Below are 17,025 nucleotides of genomic sequence, written 5' to 3'. Positions count from 1 at the left end.
TCAATTTCCGGCGCCGTCGTCCACTGAAGTAGACGTCGGCGGGTTGCTGTATCACGCCTGAATAAACGTAAATTATCGATACAGGACCGTGACATCGATTGGCGTCGCAGAGTCTAATGGCTACCTGTACCTCTGGAGATAACTGTTATGCGTAAGTCTGTTCTGTTGGTTGCTTCGTTCACCGTCATGGCGCTGACGCTGGGCGGCTGTACTTCAAGCCTCACCGGCGACTCGTACTCGCGCGACGAAGCTCGTCAGGTGCAGACCGTACGGCTGGGCACGATCGAATCGTTGCGTCCGGTGAAGATTGAAGGCACCAAAACCCCGATCGGCGCAGGTGCCGGTGCCATTGTCGGTGGCGTGGGTGGCAGCGCCATCGGTGGCGGTCGCGGCAGCATCGTGACGGCCGTGATCGGTGCAGTCGCTGGTGGTCTGCTGGGTTCGGCAGCGGAAGGCGGCCTGACCCGTGCTCAAGGCGTCGAGATCACCGTGCGTGAAGACGACGGCACCATGCGTGCTTATGTGCAGGAAGTTCAGGAAAACGAGATCTTCCGTGTGGGTGAGCGCGTTCGCATCATGACCGTCAACGGCACCAGCCGCGTCAGCCACTAAACCGCGCTGCATGTCCTGAAGCGGAATCTACAAACGTCCGCTTGCGAAAACGCCCCGATGATTCGGGGCGTTTTGCATTTCAGCGTTTCATTTCATTTCATTGCTGCTGAGGGCGTTCCGCGACTGGCCATTGCGGTGATGCCGTAGCCGATCAGCGCGGCGAGAACAGACCCTGTCAAAATCCCCATTCGATCCATCCCGGCAAACTCGCTTTGCCCCGGCACGAACGCCAGTGAGCCGACAAACAGGCTCATGGTGAAGCCGATCCCGCACAGCATCGAAACCCCCAGCACCTGCCCCCAGTTTGCGCCGGTCGGCAGTGATGCGAGCCCCGTCTTGATGGCCAGCCACGTCAGGCCAAACACACCGATGACTTTGCCCAGCAGCAGACCCATTGCGATGCCGAGTGGTACGGGATGGGTGAAGCTGTCCAGTGTCACGCCGGCCAAAGGGACGCCGGCGTTGGCGAACGCGAACAGCGGCAGAATGAAATACGCCACCCAGGGATGCAGGGCGTGTTCGACTTGCTGCAGGGGGGAGGCGACGTCTTTGGGCGTCCGCAGCGGAATGCAGAACGCCAGCACAACGCCGGCCAGCGTGGCGTGGACGCCGCTCTTCAGCACGCAGACCCACAAGACGGTGCCGATCAGCAAGTAGGGCGCGAGTTTGGTCACGCCCAGGCGGTTCATGGTGATCAGCCCGGCAATCGACGCGGCTGCCAGCGCCAATGCCAGGCTGGACAGTTCGCCGGAGTAGAACAGCGCGATGACAATGATCGCGCCCAGATCATCGATGATCGCCAGGGTCATGAGAAACAGCTTGAGCGACACCGGCACCCGTTTGCCGAGCAACGCCAGGACGCCGAGGGCGAAGGCGATGTCGGTGGCCATGGGAATCGCCCAGCCACTCAGAGCGGCGGGATTGTCTGAGTTAAGCGCCCAGAAGAGCAGGGCAGGGATGAGCATGCCGCCGATGGCCGCCGCGCCCGGCAGGACAATTTGCGAGGGCCGCGAGAGGTGCCCTTGCAGGACCTCGCGCTTGACCTCCAGCCCGATCAGCAGGAAGAACAACGCCATCAGGCCGTCGTTGATCCACAGCAGCAATGGCTTGGCAATTTTCAACGCGCCGACCTGGGCAGCGACGGGCGTTTCAAGCAGGCCGTTATACAGCCAGGACAGGGGCGAGTTGTTGATGATCAGGGCGAGGGCCGCGGCGGCGATCAGCAGCAAGCCACCGGCGGCTTCCAGCTGGAAGAAACGTCTGAATGTATTGCGTACGGGCAAGGTGACGCTCCAAGGGCAGCCTGAAAAGGAGCGCCACCCTAACGCGCGTTCTGGTGTCTGAAAACAGGATCTGAAGCCGAATTTGTAATCAAAAATAACGCCCTACAGACACCGCTCACGAATCGTATGGATTCGTTTCCGAGTGCTGTAGGGCGATGCCTTCAAATGGCTTATTCAGTGATGCCCAGGATATTTCGGGCCAACGCTTCGGCGATGCGGATGCCGTCGACGCCGGCCGACAGGATGCCGCCGGCATAGCCCGCGCCTTCGCCCGCCGGGAACAGGCCTTTGACGTTCAGGCTCTGCAGGTCTTCGCCACGGGTAATGCGCAGGGGCGAGGAAGTGCGCGTTTCGATGCCGGTGAGGATGGCGTCGTGCTGCGAAAACCCTCTGATCTGTTTCTCGAACGCCGGCAGCGCCTCACGAATGGCTTCGATGGCGAAGGCGGGTAACGCGTCGGCAAGGTCGGTCAGCTTGACGCCCGGCTTGTAGGAAGGTTCGACGCCGCCCAGTGCCGTTGAGGCTTTGCCTGCGATGAAATCGCCCACCAACTGCGCCGGGGCTTCGTAGTTTTCACCGCCCATGATGTAGGCGTGGGACTCCAGTCGCTCCTGCAGTTCGATGCCGGCCAGCGGGCTGCCCGGATAATCCTGCTCCGGCGTAATGCCGACGACGATGCCGGAGTTGGCGTTGCGCTCGTTACGCGAGTACTGGCTCATGCCGTTGGTGACCACGCGGTTGGGCTCAGAGGTTGCCGCCACCACGGTGCCGCCGGGGCACATGCAGAAGCTGTACACCGAACGGCCGTTCTTGGCGTGGTGCACCAGCTTGTAATCGGCAGCGCCCAGCTTCGGGTGACCGGCGTACTTGCCCAGTCGCGCGCGGTCGATCAAGCCCTGTGGGTGTTCGATGCGGAAGCCGACCGAAAACGGTTTGGCCTCCATGAACACGCCGCGGCCGTGAAGCATGCGGAAGGTGTCCCGGGCGCTGTGGCCCAGTGCCAGAATGACGTGCCGCGAGTCGATGCGCTCGCCGCTGTCGAGCACGACGCCTTGCATCTGGCCGTCTTCAATCAGCACATCGGTGACCCGCTGCTGGAAACGCACTTCGCCACCCAGCGCTTCGATCTGATGACGCATGTTCTCGACGACGCCGGTCAACCGGAAGGTGCCGATGTGCGGCTTGCTGACGTAGAGAATCTCTTCCGGTGCGCCGGCTTTGACGAACTCGTGCAAGACTTTGCGACCGATGAATTTCGGGTCTTTGATCTGACTGTAGAGCTTGCCGTCGGAGAACGTCCCCGCGCCGCCCTCGCCGAACTGCACGTTGGACTCCGGGTTGAGCACGTTCTTGCGCCACAGCCCCCAGGTGTCCTTGGTGCGCTGACGGACTTCGGTGCCGCGTTCGAGGATGATTGGCTTGAAGCCCATCTGCGCCAGCAACAGGCCGGCGAAAATCCCGCACGGGCCGAAGCCGACCACCAACGGACGCTGGCTCAGATCGGCAGGGGCGTGGCCGACCACTTTGTAACTGACGTCTGGCGCCGGGCCGATGTGTTTGTCGTGGCTCAGGCGCTGGAGCAGGGCGGCTTCGTCGCGCACCTGGAAGTCGATGGTGTAAATGAACTGCAGCTCGGTGGATTTCTTGCGCGCATCGTAGCTGCGCTTGAACAGGGTGAAATCCAGAAGCTCGTCGCTGCCGATGGCCAGGCGTTGCAGAAGTGCAGGGCGCAGTTCGTCGTCCGCGTGGTCCAGCGGCAGTTTGAATTCGGTGATTCGTAACATTGAAAGATCCGGTTTCGGGCCGCAGGATCGGCCCGGCAGCACTACAAGAGCGCGCGATTATAAGCCACATTGAGCAGGGAGCGGTGGCCCGAGCGACGACATCCGCCACACCCTCAATCGTTACGCATCGCCCCGAAGTACGCGCAACCGCGCTGAACCTGGCCATTGACCCGCAACTCGGCGGTCAGGTGCTGCACCGAACCGTTCGACGGGTCCACACAGCGCAGCGGCGCGACGTAGAGTTCCACGTGTTGGTTGTTGGCGTCGGTGATCAGGTTGAAGCGGCCCTCGGGCATCTGCTCTTCCATGTACGGCACGGCGAACGGCTCTTGGCCTTCACGCTCAAGCACCAGACCCTTGCCGCTGGCGTTGAGGTTCCATTTCGGACCGTTGCCGCTGGCATGAATCGTCAGGCGCTTGAAGTTGGGGTCCTCGCAGGCACCGCTCGGGCGCTCGACGCGGTAGAGCTGATAGATGTCAGCCTGACCGTCACTGCCCTGTGCCTTGCTCGCGACGAAGTTGCCGCGTACATCGGCGAACGCCTTGCCGTTCTTGTCCACGACCGAAGCGGCTTCCTGCAGGACGCCGGTGTTGCCCTTGTCGGTCACTGCATAGCGGCGCTGTTCGTTGCACGGGGCAAAGAACAGCTTGCCGCCGTCACCGCTGAGGGTGCCCTGCATGCGGATCATGCCGGCGGTCGACACCTTGCTGTCATTGGAAGACATGGGCATCAACTGGCAGCCGGCAAACAGGGGCAACAAGGCGAACATCAGGGCGGAACGAGCAGCGGACATGGGGCGGTCTCCAGACAAGTGCCGCCACGTTACTCAGCCTGCTCGCTCATCACAAGGGGCGATTAGCCAACGTGATACGTCTGTCCGGTTTGTAGCCCTTCGACACTTTTTGCGTACGCCAGTGCTACATCCGCTGCGGGAACCGGCTTGAAGCCGCGGAAGTACGGCGCGTAACTGCCCATGGCTTCGACCAGCACATTGGGGCTGACGGAATTGACGCGCATGCCGCGCGGCATCTCGATGGCGGCGGCGCGCACGAAGGCGTCAATGGCGCCGTTGACCAGGCTGGCAGAGGCCCCGGTACGAATCGGATCGACGCTGGTGATGCCGGTGGTGAAGGTGAACGAGGCGCCGTCGTTGGCGAAATCCCGACCGATAAGCAACAGATTGACCTGACCCATCAGCTTGTCCCGAAGGCCCAGGGCGAAGGAATCGGCCGTCATCTCGGCGAGCGGCGCGAAGGTGACATTGCCGGCGGCGCAAATCAATGCGTCGAAAGGGCCTGTCCGTTCGAATAGTTTGCGGATCGAGTCGCTGTCACTAATATCGACGTGCTCGTTTGCGCCGGTTCTGCCGATGCAAACGATCTCGTGGCGTGGCGCCAGCTCTGTCTCGATCGCCGAGCCGATGGTGCCGCTGGCGCCAATCAATAGAATTTTCATGATGCGGTTTTCCCCTGGTATGGATCAGGCGCTCAGTGTGAGTCGCCTTTTCCCGCCGAAACAGGGGCTAAACGGCAATCCCGGTTTGTCAGAAAGGAAACAATCATGAGCGAAATGGACGACCTGGCCGCGTTCGCGATGCTGGTGGAGGCCAATAGCTTCACCCTGGCCGCGCAATGGCTGGACACCAGTACCAGCCAACTGTCCAAGCGCATCAGCAAACTGGAAAAAAACTTCGGCGTGACGCTGCTCCATCGCACCACCCGCAGCCTGACACTGACCTCGGCGGGCGCCATTCTCCTGCCCGAGGCCCGCGCGCTGCTGGCCCAACGCGACCGCGTCCGCGACGCCATGGCCTACCTGAGCGAAAGCCTGATCGGCACCGTGCGCCTGACCGTGCCGGTGTCCTTGGGCGAAACCTTCTTCGAAGGCCTGCTCACCGAATTCGCCCACACCTACCCCGATGTTCAGGTGGAACTGGACCTCAACAACCACTTCCGCGACATGCGCCGTGATGGCTTTGACCTGGGCATACGTTCCAGCGTGGGGATCGACGAACGCCTGGTGGCCAAGCCGTTGCTGTCGCTACAGGAACTGACCTGCGCCAGCCCGGACTATCTCGCCAAAAATGGCACCCCGCAAACCCCGGAAGAACTGCGCGTCCACCGATGCCTGCTCAACAGCCACCACACCGGCCGCGAATCCTGGGCCTACCACCAGAAACACGAACTGACCCGCGTCAACGTCCGCGGCACTTTCGCCAGCAACCACTACGGCCTCCTGAAAAAAGCCGCGCTGGTCGGCGCCGGCATCGCCCGCCTGCCGTCGTACATGGTCCATGAGGAACTGAAAGAAGGGCGGTTGCACTGGTTGCTGCGTGATTACCAGACGTCGGTCTCGTCCCTGTACCTGGTTCACCCTTTTGAAGGACGGCTGCCGAGGCGGGTGCAAGTCATGGCGGATTATTTAGGCGAATGGTTCGAGCGCAGCACTGCGGCGCTGGAACAGCTCTGACTTCTGGGGTTATCAAATCGAGCGGGGACAGATTAATTTACGGTGAAGCGCTGTAAATAAATCAGTCCCCTGTAAACACTCCAGTGCAACGGCGCGTGCACCCAGTGGGACCGGCTTTAGCCGGGAAGCTTTTGCTTTTGCAATTGATCTTCTACGCGATAGTCCAGACACCGAAAAACGCGACTTGGGCGCAGGCTGAACGCAGGTCTCGTGGAGTGGGCCGAGCCGCATGGATGGCAGCGGGCCCACGGAGCGAGACCGGAGTGAAGGAACCCTGAGGAACGAAGGGCCAAGCCAGGAGCAAGCACCCTTGGTTACTTGGGGTGCTTTTCCAAGTAACTCGCCGAAGGCGAAACGTCTGCCCCCAGGCAGACGCTCTTGATCTTGATCCTGCTTTACCCGCCTAAATAAGCATCCCGCACTTTCGGATCAACCAGCAAGTCCGCCCCCGACCCCTGCATCACCACCCGGCCATTCTCCAGAACATACGCACGATCCGCGATCTTCAACGCCTGATTCGCATTCTGCTCCACCAGAAACACCGTCACCCCATCCCGCCGCAACTGCTCAACGATCTCGAAAATCTGCTGAATAATAATCGGCGCCAGACCCAGCGAAGGCTCATCCAGCAACAACAGCTTCGGCTTGCTCATCAATGCACGCCCGATCGCCAGCATCTGCTGCTCACCGCCGGACATCGTGCCGCCGCGCTGATTGAACCGCTCCTTCAGACGCGGAAACAACTCAAGCACCTTATCCATCTGTACCTGATAATCGGCCTTGTCCGTAAAGAACCCGCCCATCGCCAGATTCTCCTCCACCGTCAGACGCGCGAACACACGACGGCCCTCCGGCACCACCGCAATGCTCTTGCGCATGATCACCGACGACTCCAGACCCACCAGTTCCTCACCCATATAGCGGATGCTGCCACTGTGCGCGCGCGGCGAACCGCACAGCGTCATCAACAGCGTCGACTTGCCCGCGCCATTGGCGCCGATCAGCGTGACAATCTCGCCCTGCTGCACATCGATGCTGACACCGTGCAATGCCTGGATCTTGCCGTAGAACGTGGAAACGTTATCGAACTGCAGCATTTACGCTTCCCCCAGATAGGCTTTGATCACTTCAGGATTGTCACGGATCTGCTCGGGAGTGCCATCGGCAAGCGGCGTGCCCTGATTGATCACCACGATATGGTCGGAAATGCTCATGACCAGTTTCATGTCGTGCTCGATCAGCAACACCGTCGCGTTGTGCTCGTTGCGCAATACGCCGATCAGCGCTTTCAAGTCTTCGGTTTCTTTCGGATTCAGACCGGCAGCCGGTTCGTCGAGCATCAGGATGCGCGGGCGCGTCATCATGCAGCGGGCGATTTCCAGACGGCGTTGCTGACCGTAGGCCAGCGTGCCGGCAGGACGGTTGGCGAACTCCTTGAGATCAACCGCTTCCAGCCAATGCTCGGCGTACTCCATCGCCTCGCGCTCGCTTTTGCGATACGCGGGGGTCTTGAACAGGCCGGACAGGAAATTCGTGTTGAGGTGGCGATGTTGGGCCACTAGCAGGTTTTCCACCGCCGTCATTTCCTTGAACAGGCGCACGTTCTGGAACGTTCGTACCACGCCTTTACGGGCGATTTCATGGCCGGCCAGGCCCTGGATCGGCTCGCCATCCAGCAGAATCGTGCCGGAGGTGGGTTTGTAGAAGCCGGTCAGGCAGTTGAACACGGTGGTCTTGCCGGCGCCGTTCGGGCCGATCATCGACACAACCTGCTTCTCGTTGACGGTCAGACCGACGCCGTTGACGGCCAGCAGACCGCCAAAGCGCATGCACAAGCCGGACGCTTGCAGAAGTGGACGGCTCATCAGCGCTCCCCCTTGAGTTTCATGACGGGACGCTGCATCGGCAGGAAGCCCTGGGGACGCCAGATCATCATCAGCACCATCAAGGCGCCGAAGCCGAGCATCCGGTATTCGCTGAATTCGCGAAGCAGTTCAGGCAACAGAATCATCACGACTGCGGCGAGGATCACGCCCAGCTGCGAGCCCATGCCGCCCAGGACCACGATGGCGAGGATGATCGCCGACTCCAGAAAGGTGAACGACTCCGGCGTGATCAGACCCTGACGCGCGGCGAAGAAACTGCCGGCGAAACCGGCGAACGCAGCACCCAGGGTGAAGGCCGACAGCTTGATGATGGTCGGATTCAGGCCCAGCGCGCGGCAGGCGATTTCGTCTTCACGCAGGGCTTCCCAGGCGCGGCCGATGGGCATGCGCAACAACCGGTTGATGACGAACAGCGCCAACAGCGCCAGCAGCAGGGCGATCAGGTAGAGAAAGATCACCTTGTTGATGGAGTTGTATTGGAGGCCGAAGTATTCGTGGAACGTCTGCATGCCTTCTGCAGCCTTGCGCTCAAACGACAGGCCGAACAGCGTCGGTTTTTCGATGTTGCTGATGCCGTTGGGGCCGCCGGTGATGTCGGTCAGGTTGCGCAGGAACAGACGAATGATCTCACCGAAACCCAGCGTAACGATGGCCAGATAGTCGCCACGCAAACGCAGGACCGGGAAGCCCAGCAGGAAGCCGAAGGTTGCCGACGCCAGGCCGGCCAGTGGCAGGCAGATCCAGAAACCAAAGCCGAAGTAGTGCTGCAGCAGGGCGTAGGTGTACGCGCCCACGGCGTAAAAACCGACGTAGCCGAGGTCAAGCAGACCCGCCAGACCGACAACGATGTTCAGGCCCAGGCCGAGCATCACGTAGATCAGGATCAGGGTCGCGATGTCCACCGCGCCGCGCGAGCCGAAGAACGGCCACACCAGCGCCGCGATCACCAGCGCGCCGAGGAACCAGCGTTGGGTCGACGGCAGGGTCAGAAAGTTGCTGGTCTTGTCGGACATCAGCTGTTTCTGCGGACGCGAACGCCACATGGCGCTGATCTGTTCGTTGAACAGCACGCGCAGGAACATCAGAAACGCCGCGGCGAAAATGACCAGCACGGTCGTGGTGCTGGCGCCGACCACCGCGAGATTGATCCCGACGATGTCCAGTTTGAGCCCGAGGATCGGGTAAGCGACGGCCAGCACCAGCACTGCGCTGAAGAGGGCCGATTTGAGATTCCTGGTCATACTTTTTCAACCTCCGGACGGCCGAGCAGGCCGGTTGGCCGGAACAACAACACCAATACGAGAAGACCGAACGCCACCACATCCTTGTACTGGTCGCCAAAGATGTCGGCGCCAAAGGCTTCGGCGATGCCCAGCACCAGACCGCCGAGCATCGCGCCCGGGATACTGCCGATGCCACCCAGGACTGCGGCAGTAAAGGCTTTGATGCCGACGAGGAAACCGGCGTTGGGGTTGATCACGCCGTACTGCATGCTCAGCAGCACCGCAGCGACCGCCGCCAAAGCGGCACCGATGACGAAGGTCAGGGCGATGATGTTGTTGGTGTTGATCCCCAGCAGGTTGGCCATCTTGATGTCTTCGGCGCAGGCACGGCAGGCGCGACCCAGGCGAGAGCGGGAGATGAACCAGGTCAGACCGAGCATGGCCACCAGCGTGACGATGAAGATGAGGATCTGCATGTAGGAGATCACCACTTCATGGGTGCTGCCGGGGCCGAACACGAAGTTGCCGGGAATGAGGTTGGGGATCGATTTGTCTTTCGAATCCTGCGACAACAGCACGGTGTTCTGCAGGAAAATCGACATGCCGATGGCGGAAATCAGAGGGATCAAACGGTTGCTGCCGCGCAACGGGCGATAGGCAACTCGCTCGATGGCGTACCCGTAGGCGCTGGTCACCACAATACTGGCGACGAAGGCTGCGGTAATCAGCAGCGGCAGGCTGTCCAGGCCCAGCATGGTCAGACCGGCCAGGGCGATAAACGCCACATACGAGCCGATCATGTACACCTCGCCGTGGGCGAAGTTGATCATGCCGATGATGCCGTAAACCATGGTGTAGCCAATGGCAATCAAGGCGTAAGTGCTGCCAATGGTCATCCCATTAACCAGCTGTTGAAGAAAGTGATAGAGATCTATCGGCATTGCTGAGTGCTCCTAAAAACCTGCCTGGTGTTTCACTGGTGGTGTCTTTTTCCCGCTCGCGCGTCGTGATCTACGTCCGCGTCCGGCACGAGCCCAGTGGTTCACTGGTGCGGTTTCAAGATGTTCAGGGGTCGGAATTCTTGTGAAATTCGCTGCCCAGCTAAAACAAAGCCCACTGCGGTTGCAGTGGGCTTCGGGTAAGCATGAAGGCTGCGTTATTTCACAGGGGCTTCAGTCTTGGTGCCATCTTTGTGCCAGGTGTAAACGACGAATTTGAAGTCTTTCAAGTCACCCTTGGCGTCGAAGCTCAGATCGCCGGTAGGGGTCTTGAACGTACCGGCGTGAATGGCGGCTGCCACTTTCGCGGTGTCTTCGGACTTGGCGGCCTTGATCGCGTCGGCAATCACTTCCACGGCAGCGTAGGCCGGGAACACGAACGGACCGCTTGGGTCTTCTTTCTTCGCTTTGAACGCAGCGACCAGCTCATTGTTGACCGGATCCTGGTCGAAGGATTTCGGCAGGGTCACCAGCAGACCTTCGGATGCATCCTGAGCGATCTGCGAGATGGACGCGTTGCCCACGCCTTCAGGACCCATGAAGCCGGCTTTCAGGCCTTTTTCCTGCGCCTGACGCAGGATCAGACCCAGTTCAGGGTGGTAGCCGCCGTAGTAGACGAAGTCGACGTTGGCTTGCTTCATCTTGGCGATCAGCGAGGAGAAGTCCTTGTCGCCGGCATTGATGCCTTCGAACAGGGCGACTTTCACGCCGTCTGCTTCCAGGGTCTTCTTGACGGCGGTGGCGATGCCTTCACCGTATTGCTGTTTGTCGTGGATGACCGCAACGATCTTCGGCTTGACCTGCTTGGCGATGTAGTCGCCGGCGGCAGGGCCCTGGGCGCTGTCCAGGCCGATGGTGCGGAAAATCAGTTTGTAACCACGGGCGGTGATTTCCGGGCTGGTGGCCGCCGGAGTCACCATGATGATGCCTTCGTCTTCGTAGATGTCGGAAGCGGGCTGAGTGGAGCTGGAGCACAGGTGACCGACCACGAACTTGACGCCGTCGTTGACCACTTTGTTGGCGACGGCGACCGCTTGTTTCGGGTCACAGGCATCATCGTAATCAACCGCTTCAAGCTTCTTGCCGTCGATGCCGCCTTTGGCGTTGATCTGCTCGATGGCCATCTTGGCGCCGCTGAACTGCATGTCGCCGTACTGGGCCACAGCACCGGTTTTAGGGCCGGCAATGCCGATCTTGATTGTGTCAGCTGCGAACGAGTGACTGGCGACCCCCGCCAGAACCAGTGCGGCAAACAGCTTGGAAATCTGATTAATACCCTTAGTCATGATGCTCCACTCTTGCGTTGTCGTTTTTATAATCCTGACGGCCAAAGCTGCAGGACCGGATTGAATCTTAAGGCCCCATCCCCCAGCAACTGTACCGGAACAGTTTAGAGCGCCGGTCGATCGCTTGAATAGCTGGCTGCGGGGGGCAAAACCTGTGGATGTCGCTTAATCGACAGAAAGATACACAATCAAGCCGGCTCTATAACCCGTTGGCCAACGAACCGGTCAGCTTGCGCGAACTTCCCTGCAATCAATCACTTGAATCCGGGTTTGTCGGTACGGAGGGCGGCGCTATCATTGCGCCGATTTTCCAATACGGTGAAAACCCATGACGCAAGAACCTAGCACCCTCTATGCCAAACTGCTTGGCGAAACGGCTTCGATTACGTGGAATGAATTGCAACCATTTTTTGCGAAGGGTGCCCTGTTGTGGGTCGAGCCCAACCTGGATTTGATCGCCGTGGCCCAGGCATTCGCCGAGAACAGTGAGGCGCAAGTGGCCGCGTGGCTCAAGAGTGGGGACGTCGGCAAGGTCTCTGAATCAAAGGCTCTGGATCTTTTCGAGCGCAATCCGCCCCTCTGGGCAGTGGTTGTCGCGCCGTGGGTGTTGATCCACGAGAGGGCGTGACGCTGTTCACTGCTCAAAAATGGTGCGTCGGATGATGGCAAAGTGGGTAATGCGGTAACTGCCGGTGTGTCGTCGGTAGCGGAATGTCTCACCGAATCTACGCTTCATTTTGGAAAACCATCAGGGTCGCTGCGGGATTTCTGGCGGACGTTCAATGGCTGGGTATCAGCGGGGCGAATGTTCACAGACAGAGTGCCAAGGCGTGACTAGATTTCAGGCAAACCGGAGGCGTCAGCCGGGATAGCCTCCTATAACAAGAAAGAGAGCGCCCCATGGATCAATCGACTCAGGCAAGGAACGCTTGGCGCGTTCTGTTTCTGCTGTTTCTGGCCAACCTGTTCAATTTCTTCGACCGCACGATTCCCGCGATCATCATCGAGCCCATCCGTAAGGAATGGTCGCTGAGCGATTTTCAGCTCGGCATCATCGGCACCGCCTTCACGCTGGTGTACGCAGTGGCCGGTCTTCCGTTGGGGCGCATGGCCGACAACGGCTCGCGGCGCAAGTTGATGGGCTGGGGGCTGGCGGTGTGGAGCAGCCTGACGGCGGTAAACGGTCTGGTCGGCAACTTCTGGGCGTTTCTGCTGGTGCGCATGGGCGTCGGGATCGGAGAGGCGAGCTATACGCCAGCGGCCAATTCGTTGATCGGCGACCTGTTCCCCGCCCACCGCCGCGCCCGTGCCATGGGCATTTTCATGCTTGGCCTGCCGTTGGGGCTGCTGCTGGCATTCTTCACCATCGGCGCGATGGTCCAGGCGTTCGGCAGTTGGCGCGCGCCGTTCTTCATCGCCGCGGTGCCGGGGCTGGTGCTGGCGGTGTTCATGTTCTTCATTCGCGAGCCGGCCCGGGGCGCCGCTGAAAGCGTGGCCATTTCCCAGGAAAAAATCGACCGGCCGATCCGCCGCGTGCTGTCTATTCCTACGTTCCGCTGGCTGGTGCTCGCCGGTCTGGCGTTCAACTTCGCCACCTACGCGTGCAACTCGTTCATGGTGCCGATGCTGCAGCGCTATTTTTTACTGCCCTTGCAGGAAGCCGCGATGGCCACCGGCATGATCGTCGGCGTGACCGGTCTCGTTGGCCTGACCGTCGGCGGCTGGGTGGCGGACAAGCTGCATCAACGCTGGAGCAACGGCCGCCTGATGTTTGCTGCGATGAGCATGGTGGTCGCGACGCTGTGTACCGGTTATGCGCTGCACGCCGGGCGCATCGAGATCGGTGTATTCGTTGGCGTCTTCAGTCTTGGCTGGCTGTTTTCCTACAACTTCTACACCTGCGTTTACACCGCGATTCACGACGTGGTGCAGCCCCGGCTGCGCGCCACGGCCATGGCGCTGTTTTTTGCCGGCCTGTATCTGCTGGGCGGCGGGCTGGGGCCGGTGGTGGTGGGGCTGTTGTCGGACCATTTCGCTCACTCGGCGATGTACGCCGCGCAGGTCGAGCAGATGACCGAACCGTTCAAAGCGGTGGGGCTGCACGACGCGATGTACTTGATACCGGTGGCGCTGTTTTTCGTTCTGGTGTTTCTGGTGCGCGCGTCGAAGTGCTTCAGCGCCGATGCGCAGCGGATGCGCGAGGGGATGGTGGCGGATGAGCCGGTGGGGCAGGGGGCGAAGCCGTCGGTGGCGTAAATGTCCCGGTCACTCCCACACGACAGCGGCCTACTTTAGAGTAAGTGCACATGCGCTCTGTGGGGTCTAGAAGATCCCGAGCCGAGCGCTATCCCGTGGGAGCGAGCTTGCTCGCGAAGGCTTAAGTTCAGTCAGTAGCGAAAATGGCTGAGCGTCCCGGCCCCTTCGTGAGCAAGCTCACTCCCACATTTCCTGCGGCGAATCTGATTACCCCGCCACCAACACCCGAATCGCTTCCAGGCGCAGCGCGGCTTTTTCCAGCATGGCCAGGCCTTGCTCACGTTGCTCACGCAGCGCCGCCAGCTCGCTGTCGCGCACGGTCGGGTTGACCGCTTGCAGCGCGGTCAAACGCGCCAGCTCTTCTTCGGTGTCTGCCGCCAGGCGTCGCTGCGCTTCCGCCACACGTTCAGCGTGCTTCGGCGCGATCTTGCTTTCGGCGGCGTTGATCTGCGGGTTGAGCACGTCGCGCTGGGCCTGAATGAACTTGTTGGCGCTGGCCCGGGGCACGCTCTCCAACTGATCGTTCAGGGTGGTGAAGGACACGCGGCCCGACAGATCGTTGCCGTTGCCGTCCAGCAGGCAACGCAGCGCGGCCGGCGGCAGGTAGCGACCCAGTTGCAGCGAGCGCGGGGCGACCACTTCACTGACGTAGAGCAATTCCAGCAACACGGTGCCGGGCTTCAGCGCCTTGTTTTTGATCAGCGCCACCGCGGTGTTGCCCATCGAGCCGGACAGCACCAGATCCATGCCGCCCTGCACCATCGGGTGTTCCCAGGTAATGAACTGCATGTCCTCGCGGGCCAGCGCCTGATTACGGTCGTAGGTGATGGTCACGCCTTCGTCGTCGCCCAGCGGGAAGCTGGCGTCGAGCATCTTCTCGCTCGGCCGCAGGATCAGCGCGTTCTCCGAGTGATCTTCACTGTCGATGCCGAACGCGTCGAACAGCGTCTCCATGTAGATCGGCAGGGTGAACTGATCGTCCTGCTCAAGGATGGCTTCCACCAGCGCTTCGCCTTCGCCCGCGCCGCCGGAATTCAGCTCCAGCAGACGGTCGCGGCCGGTATGCAGTTCGCTTTCCAGACGCACGCGCTCGTTGCGGGCCTCGGTCACCAGCGCCTGCCAGTCGTCCTCGTCGCCACCTTCCAGCTGCGGCAACAGGCGCGGGCCGAACGTATGTTGCAGCGCGTTGCCGGTCGGGCAAGTGTTGAGGAATGCGTTGAGCGCCTCGTGATACCACTGAAACAGCCGCTCTTGCGGGCTGGTTTCCAGATACGGCACGTGCAGCTCGATGATGTGCTTCTGGCCGATCCGGTCCAGACGTCCGATCCGCTGCTCCAGCAGGTCCGGGTGCGCAGGCAGGTCGAACAGCACCAGGTGATGGGAGAACTGGAAGTTGCGGCCTTCACTGCCGATTTCCGAACAGATCAGCACCTGGGCACCGAACTCTTCGTCGGCGAAATACGCCGCCGCGCGGTCACGCTCGAGGATGTTCATGCCCTCGTGGAAGACCGTCGCCGGAATGCCGGAACGCACCCGCAGCGCGTCTTCCAGGTCCATCGCGGTCTCTGCGTGGGCACAGATGACCAGCACCTTCACGCGCTTGAGCATTTTCAGGGTGTCGATCAGCCAGTCAACGCGCGGATCGAAACGCCACCAGCGCTCTTCTTCGCTGAGCTCGCTTTGGGCCTGGAAGCTGACTTCCGGGTACAGGTCGGCGTGTTCGCCAATCGGCAGCTCCAGGTATTCAGCCGGGCAGGGCAGGGGATACGGGTGCAGTTTGCGCTCCGGAAACCCTTGCACGGCGGCGCGGGTGTTGCGGAACAGCACGCGGCCGGTGCCGTGACGGTCAAGCAGTTCGCGGATCAGGCGGGCACTGGCTTCGGCGTCGCCGGCGGCAACAGCGGTCAGCAGCGCTTCGGCTTCGGCGCCGAGGAAACCACGGATGGTTTCGTTGGCTTTTGGCGATAGCGTGCCTTTGTCCAGCAGCTCCTGAACGGCTTCGGCCACCGGGCGATAGTTTTCGCTCTCGGCGCGGAAGGCGTGCAGGTCATGGAAACGGTTCGGGTCCAGCAGACGCAGACGGGCAAAGTGGCTGTCTTGGCCGAGCTGTTCGGGGGTTGCGGTCAGCAGCAGCACGCCGGGAATGACTTCGGCCAGTTGCTCGACCAGCGAGTACTCGCGGCTGGCCTTTTCTTCGTGCCAGACCAGGTGGTGGGCCTCGTCGACGACCAGCAGGTCCCAGCCCGCCGCGAACAGCGCGTCCTGGGCCTTCTCGTCTTCAACCAGCCATTCCAGCGACACCAGCGCCAGTTGCGTGTCTTCGAACGGGTTGCTGGCATCGCTTTCGATGAAGCGTTCGGCATCGAACAGCGCGACCTGCAGGTTGAAGCGGCGGCGCATTTCCACCAGCCACTGGTGCTGCAGGTTTTCCGGTACCAGGATCAGCACCCGGTTGGCGCGGCCCGACAGCAACTGGCGGTGGATGACCAGACCGGCTTCGATGGTTTTGCCCAGTCCCACTTCGTCCGCCAGCAAGACCCGCGGCGCGATACGGTCGGCGACTTCACGGGCGATGTGCAACTGGTGCGCGATCGGTTGCGCGCGCACGCCGCCCAGGCCCCACAGCGAGGATTGCAACTGGCGGCTGGTGTGTTCGAGGGTGTGATAACGCAGGGAGAACCACGGCAGTGGGTCGATCTGCCCGGCAAACAGACGGTCGGTGGCCAGACGGAACTGGATGAAGTTCGACAGCTGGGTTTCCGGCAGGGTCACCGGCTGGTTTTGCGCGTTGAGGCCGTGGTAGACCAGCAGGCCGTCGACGTCGTCGACTTCGCGGACGGTCATCTTCCAGTTTTCGAAGTGGGTGATGGTGTCACCCGGCGAGAAGCGCACCCGCGTCAGCGGCGCATTGCGCAAAGCATACTGGCGCGTGTCGCCAGTGGCCGGATAGAGCACGGTCAGCAAGCGGCCGTCCTGAGCCAGAACGGTGCCCAAACCCAGCTCGGCTTCGCTGTCGCTAATCCAGCGTTGCCCCGGTTGATACTGCTGCGACATGCTGCCTGACTCCCGCCTTGAAAAAGCCGACTATGTTAACGGAACAAGGCGCCCAGGCCAAAGCCACATTGTAAAAACGCCTGGATATATTGGGCGGCGCGCCTGGGGCGGGCACTTGCTGCGAAAAACATAGTCGAAACTCGCGCTTGAATCGGCTCAAGTCGACGAAACGG

The 17,025-nt window shown here is 61.1% G+C and carries 14 protein-coding genes; 4 read left to right on the top strand and 10 right to left on the bottom strand.

Translation table 11 applies throughout. The annotated features are described in order from the left end of the window. Positions 1-147 precede the first annotated feature (147 nt). On the top strand, positions 148-612 hold the full coding sequence (locus tag QWI20_RS21690) for a glycine zipper 2TM domain-containing protein (protein WP_369307169.1): 465 nt from the start codon (positions 148-150) through the stop codon (positions 610-612). A gap of 92 nt (positions 613-704) precedes the next feature. On the opposite strand, the gene nhaA is transcribed toward QWI20_RS21690, so the two are convergent. The 4 genes from nhaA to QWI20_RS21670 all read right to left on the bottom strand — a co-directional run bounded on the left by nhaA (position 705) and on the right by QWI20_RS21670 (position 5,135). Continuing rightward, on the bottom strand, positions 705-1,895 hold the full coding sequence (gene nhaA / locus QWI20_RS21685) for a Na+/H+ antiporter NhaA (RefSeq protein WP_369307168.1): 1,191 nt from the start codon (positions 1,893-1,895) through the stop codon (positions 705-707). Between the two features lie 170 nt (positions 1,896-2,065). Further along, positions 2,066-3,679: an NAD(P)/FAD-dependent oxidoreductase gene (locus QWI20_RS21680; protein WP_369307167.1), complete on the bottom strand. Its 1,614-nt coding sequence runs from the start codon at positions 3,677-3,679 to the stop codon at positions 2,066-2,068. Between the two features lie 113 nt (positions 3,680-3,792). Continuing rightward, entirely contained in the window at positions 3,793-4,473 is a 681-nt protein-coding gene (locus QWI20_RS21675) for a hypothetical protein (RefSeq protein WP_369307166.1), read from the bottom strand. A 62-nt stretch (positions 4,474-4,535) separates the two neighbouring features. Continuing rightward, positions 4,536-5,135: a short chain dehydrogenase gene (locus QWI20_RS21670; RefSeq protein ID WP_369307165.1), complete on the bottom strand. Its 600-nt coding sequence runs from the start codon at positions 5,133-5,135 to the stop codon at positions 4,536-4,538. 105 nt (positions 5,136-5,240) lie between these two features. Here QWI20_RS21670 and QWI20_RS21665 point away from each other — a divergent pair, with 105 nt between their 5' ends. After that, positions 5,241-6,149, top strand: coding sequence for a LysR family transcriptional regulator (locus tag QWI20_RS21665; protein WP_369307164.1), 909 nt, complete (start codon positions 5,241-5,243; stop codon positions 6,147-6,149). A 395-nt stretch (positions 6,150-6,544) separates the two neighbouring features. Here the strand turns inward: QWI20_RS21665 and QWI20_RS21660 are convergent, their stop codons facing one another. From QWI20_RS21660 to QWI20_RS21640, 5 genes are all read right to left on the bottom strand, one after another. Continuing rightward, positions 6,545-7,246 (bottom strand): ABC transporter ATP-binding protein, encoded by a 702-nt coding sequence (locus QWI20_RS21660; RefSeq protein WP_369307163.1) that lies wholly within the window; start codon positions 7,244-7,246, stop codon positions 6,545-6,547. Beyond that, positions 7,247-8,014, bottom strand: a complete 768-nt coding sequence (gene livG, locus QWI20_RS21655; protein WP_122536637.1) for a high-affinity branched-chain amino acid ABC transporter ATP-binding protein LivG — start codon at positions 8,012-8,014, stop codon at positions 7,247-7,249. After that, a complete protein-coding gene (locus tag QWI20_RS21650) occupies positions 8,014-9,276 on the bottom strand; it encodes a high-affinity branched-chain amino acid ABC transporter permease LivM (protein WP_065992632.1) in 1,263 nt (420 codons plus the stop codon). Before QWI20_RS21650 ends, livG begins: the two co-directional genes overlap by 1 nt. After that, positions 9,273-10,199, bottom strand: a complete 927-nt coding sequence (livH, locus tag QWI20_RS21645; RefSeq protein ID WP_172609396.1) for a high-affinity branched-chain amino acid ABC transporter permease LivH — start codon at positions 10,197-10,199, stop codon at positions 9,273-9,275. Before livH ends, QWI20_RS21650 begins: the two co-directional genes overlap by 4 nt. 215 nt (positions 10,200-10,414) lie before the next feature. Then, positions 10,415-11,542, bottom strand: coding sequence for a branched-chain amino acid ABC transporter substrate-binding protein (locus tag QWI20_RS21640; protein WP_369307162.1), 1,128 nt, complete (start codon positions 11,540-11,542; stop codon positions 10,415-10,417). A 328-nt stretch (positions 11,543-11,870) separates the two neighbouring features. Here QWI20_RS21640 and QWI20_RS21635 point away from each other — a divergent pair, with 328 nt between their 5' ends. Together QWI20_RS21635 and QWI20_RS21630 are read left to right on the top strand one after the other, a co-directional pair. After that, complete coding sequence (locus tag QWI20_RS21635) at positions 11,871-12,170, top strand: DUF2288 domain-containing protein (RefSeq protein WP_369307161.1); 300 nt, start codon at positions 11,871-11,873, stop codon at positions 12,168-12,170. 272 nt (positions 12,171-12,442) lie between these two features. Beyond that, the gene (locus QWI20_RS21630; protein ID WP_369307160.1) at positions 12,443-13,798 is read left to right on the top strand and encodes a spinster family MFS transporter; all 1,356 of its coding nucleotides are present in this window, start codon (positions 12,443-12,445) and stop codon (positions 13,796-13,798) included. 207 nt (positions 13,799-14,005) lie between these two features. Here the strand turns inward: QWI20_RS21630 and rapA are convergent, their stop codons facing one another. Next, positions 14,006-16,852, bottom strand: coding sequence for an RNA polymerase-associated protein RapA (rapA, locus tag QWI20_RS21625; protein WP_192171550.1), 2,847 nt, complete (start codon positions 16,850-16,852; stop codon positions 14,006-14,008). Between the last annotated feature and the right edge of the window lie 173 nt (positions 16,853-17,025).

Origin of the sequence: Pseudomonas sp. W2-17 (genome assembly GCF_041060445.1) — a bacterium.
Classification (GTDB): domain Bacteria; phylum Pseudomonadota; class Gammaproteobacteria; order Pseudomonadales; family Pseudomonadaceae; genus Aquipseudomonas.
This window is presented reverse-complemented; position numbering and strand designations above follow the sequence as displayed.

Excerpts from the sequence above, each read along its gene's own strand:
- QWI20_RS21690 (WP_369307169.1), top strand. The coding sequence starts at position 148 with ATGCGTAAGTCTGTTCTGTTGGTTGCTTCGTTCACCGTCATGGCGCTG.
- QWI20_RS21680 (WP_369307167.1), bottom strand. The coding sequence starts at position 3,679 with ATGTTACGAATCACCGAATTCAAACTGCCGCTGGACCACGCGGACGAC.
- QWI20_RS21675 (WP_369307166.1), bottom strand. The coding sequence starts at position 4,473 with ATGTCCGCTGCTCGTTCCGCCCTGATGTTCGCCTTGTTGCCCCTGTTT.
- QWI20_RS21670 (WP_369307165.1), bottom strand. The coding sequence starts at position 5,135 with ATGAAAATTCTATTGATTGGCGCCAGCGGCACCATCGGCTCGGCGATC.
- QWI20_RS21665 (WP_369307164.1), top strand. The coding sequence starts at position 5,241 with ATGAGCGAAATGGACGACCTGGCCGCGTTCGCGATGCTGGTGGAGGCC.
- QWI20_RS21660 (WP_369307163.1), bottom strand. The coding sequence starts at position 7,246 with ATGCTGCAGTTCGATAACGTTTCCACGTTCTACGGCAAGATCCAGGCA.
- livG (WP_122536637.1), bottom strand. The coding sequence starts at position 8,014 with ATGAGCCGTCCACTTCTGCAAGCGTCCGGCTTGTGCATGCGCTTTGGC.
- QWI20_RS21650 (WP_065992632.1), bottom strand. The coding sequence starts at position 9,276 with ATGACCAGGAATCTCAAATCGGCCCTCTTCAGCGCAGTGCTGGTGCTG.
- livH (WP_172609396.1), bottom strand. The coding sequence starts at position 10,199 with ATGCCGATAGATCTCTATCACTTTCTTCAACAGCTGGTTAATGGGATG.
- QWI20_RS21640 (WP_369307162.1), bottom strand. The coding sequence starts at position 11,542 with ATGACTAAGGGTATTAATCAGATTTCCAAGCTGTTTGCCGCACTGGTT.
- QWI20_RS21635 (WP_369307161.1), top strand. The coding sequence starts at position 11,871 with ATGACGCAAGAACCTAGCACCCTCTATGCCAAACTGCTTGGCGAAACG.
- QWI20_RS21630 (WP_369307160.1), top strand. The coding sequence starts at position 12,443 with ATGGATCAATCGACTCAGGCAAGGAACGCTTGGCGCGTTCTGTTTCTG.
- rapA (WP_192171550.1), bottom strand. The coding sequence starts at position 16,852 with ATGTCGCAGCAGTATCAACCGGGGCAACGCTGGATTAGCGACAGCGAA.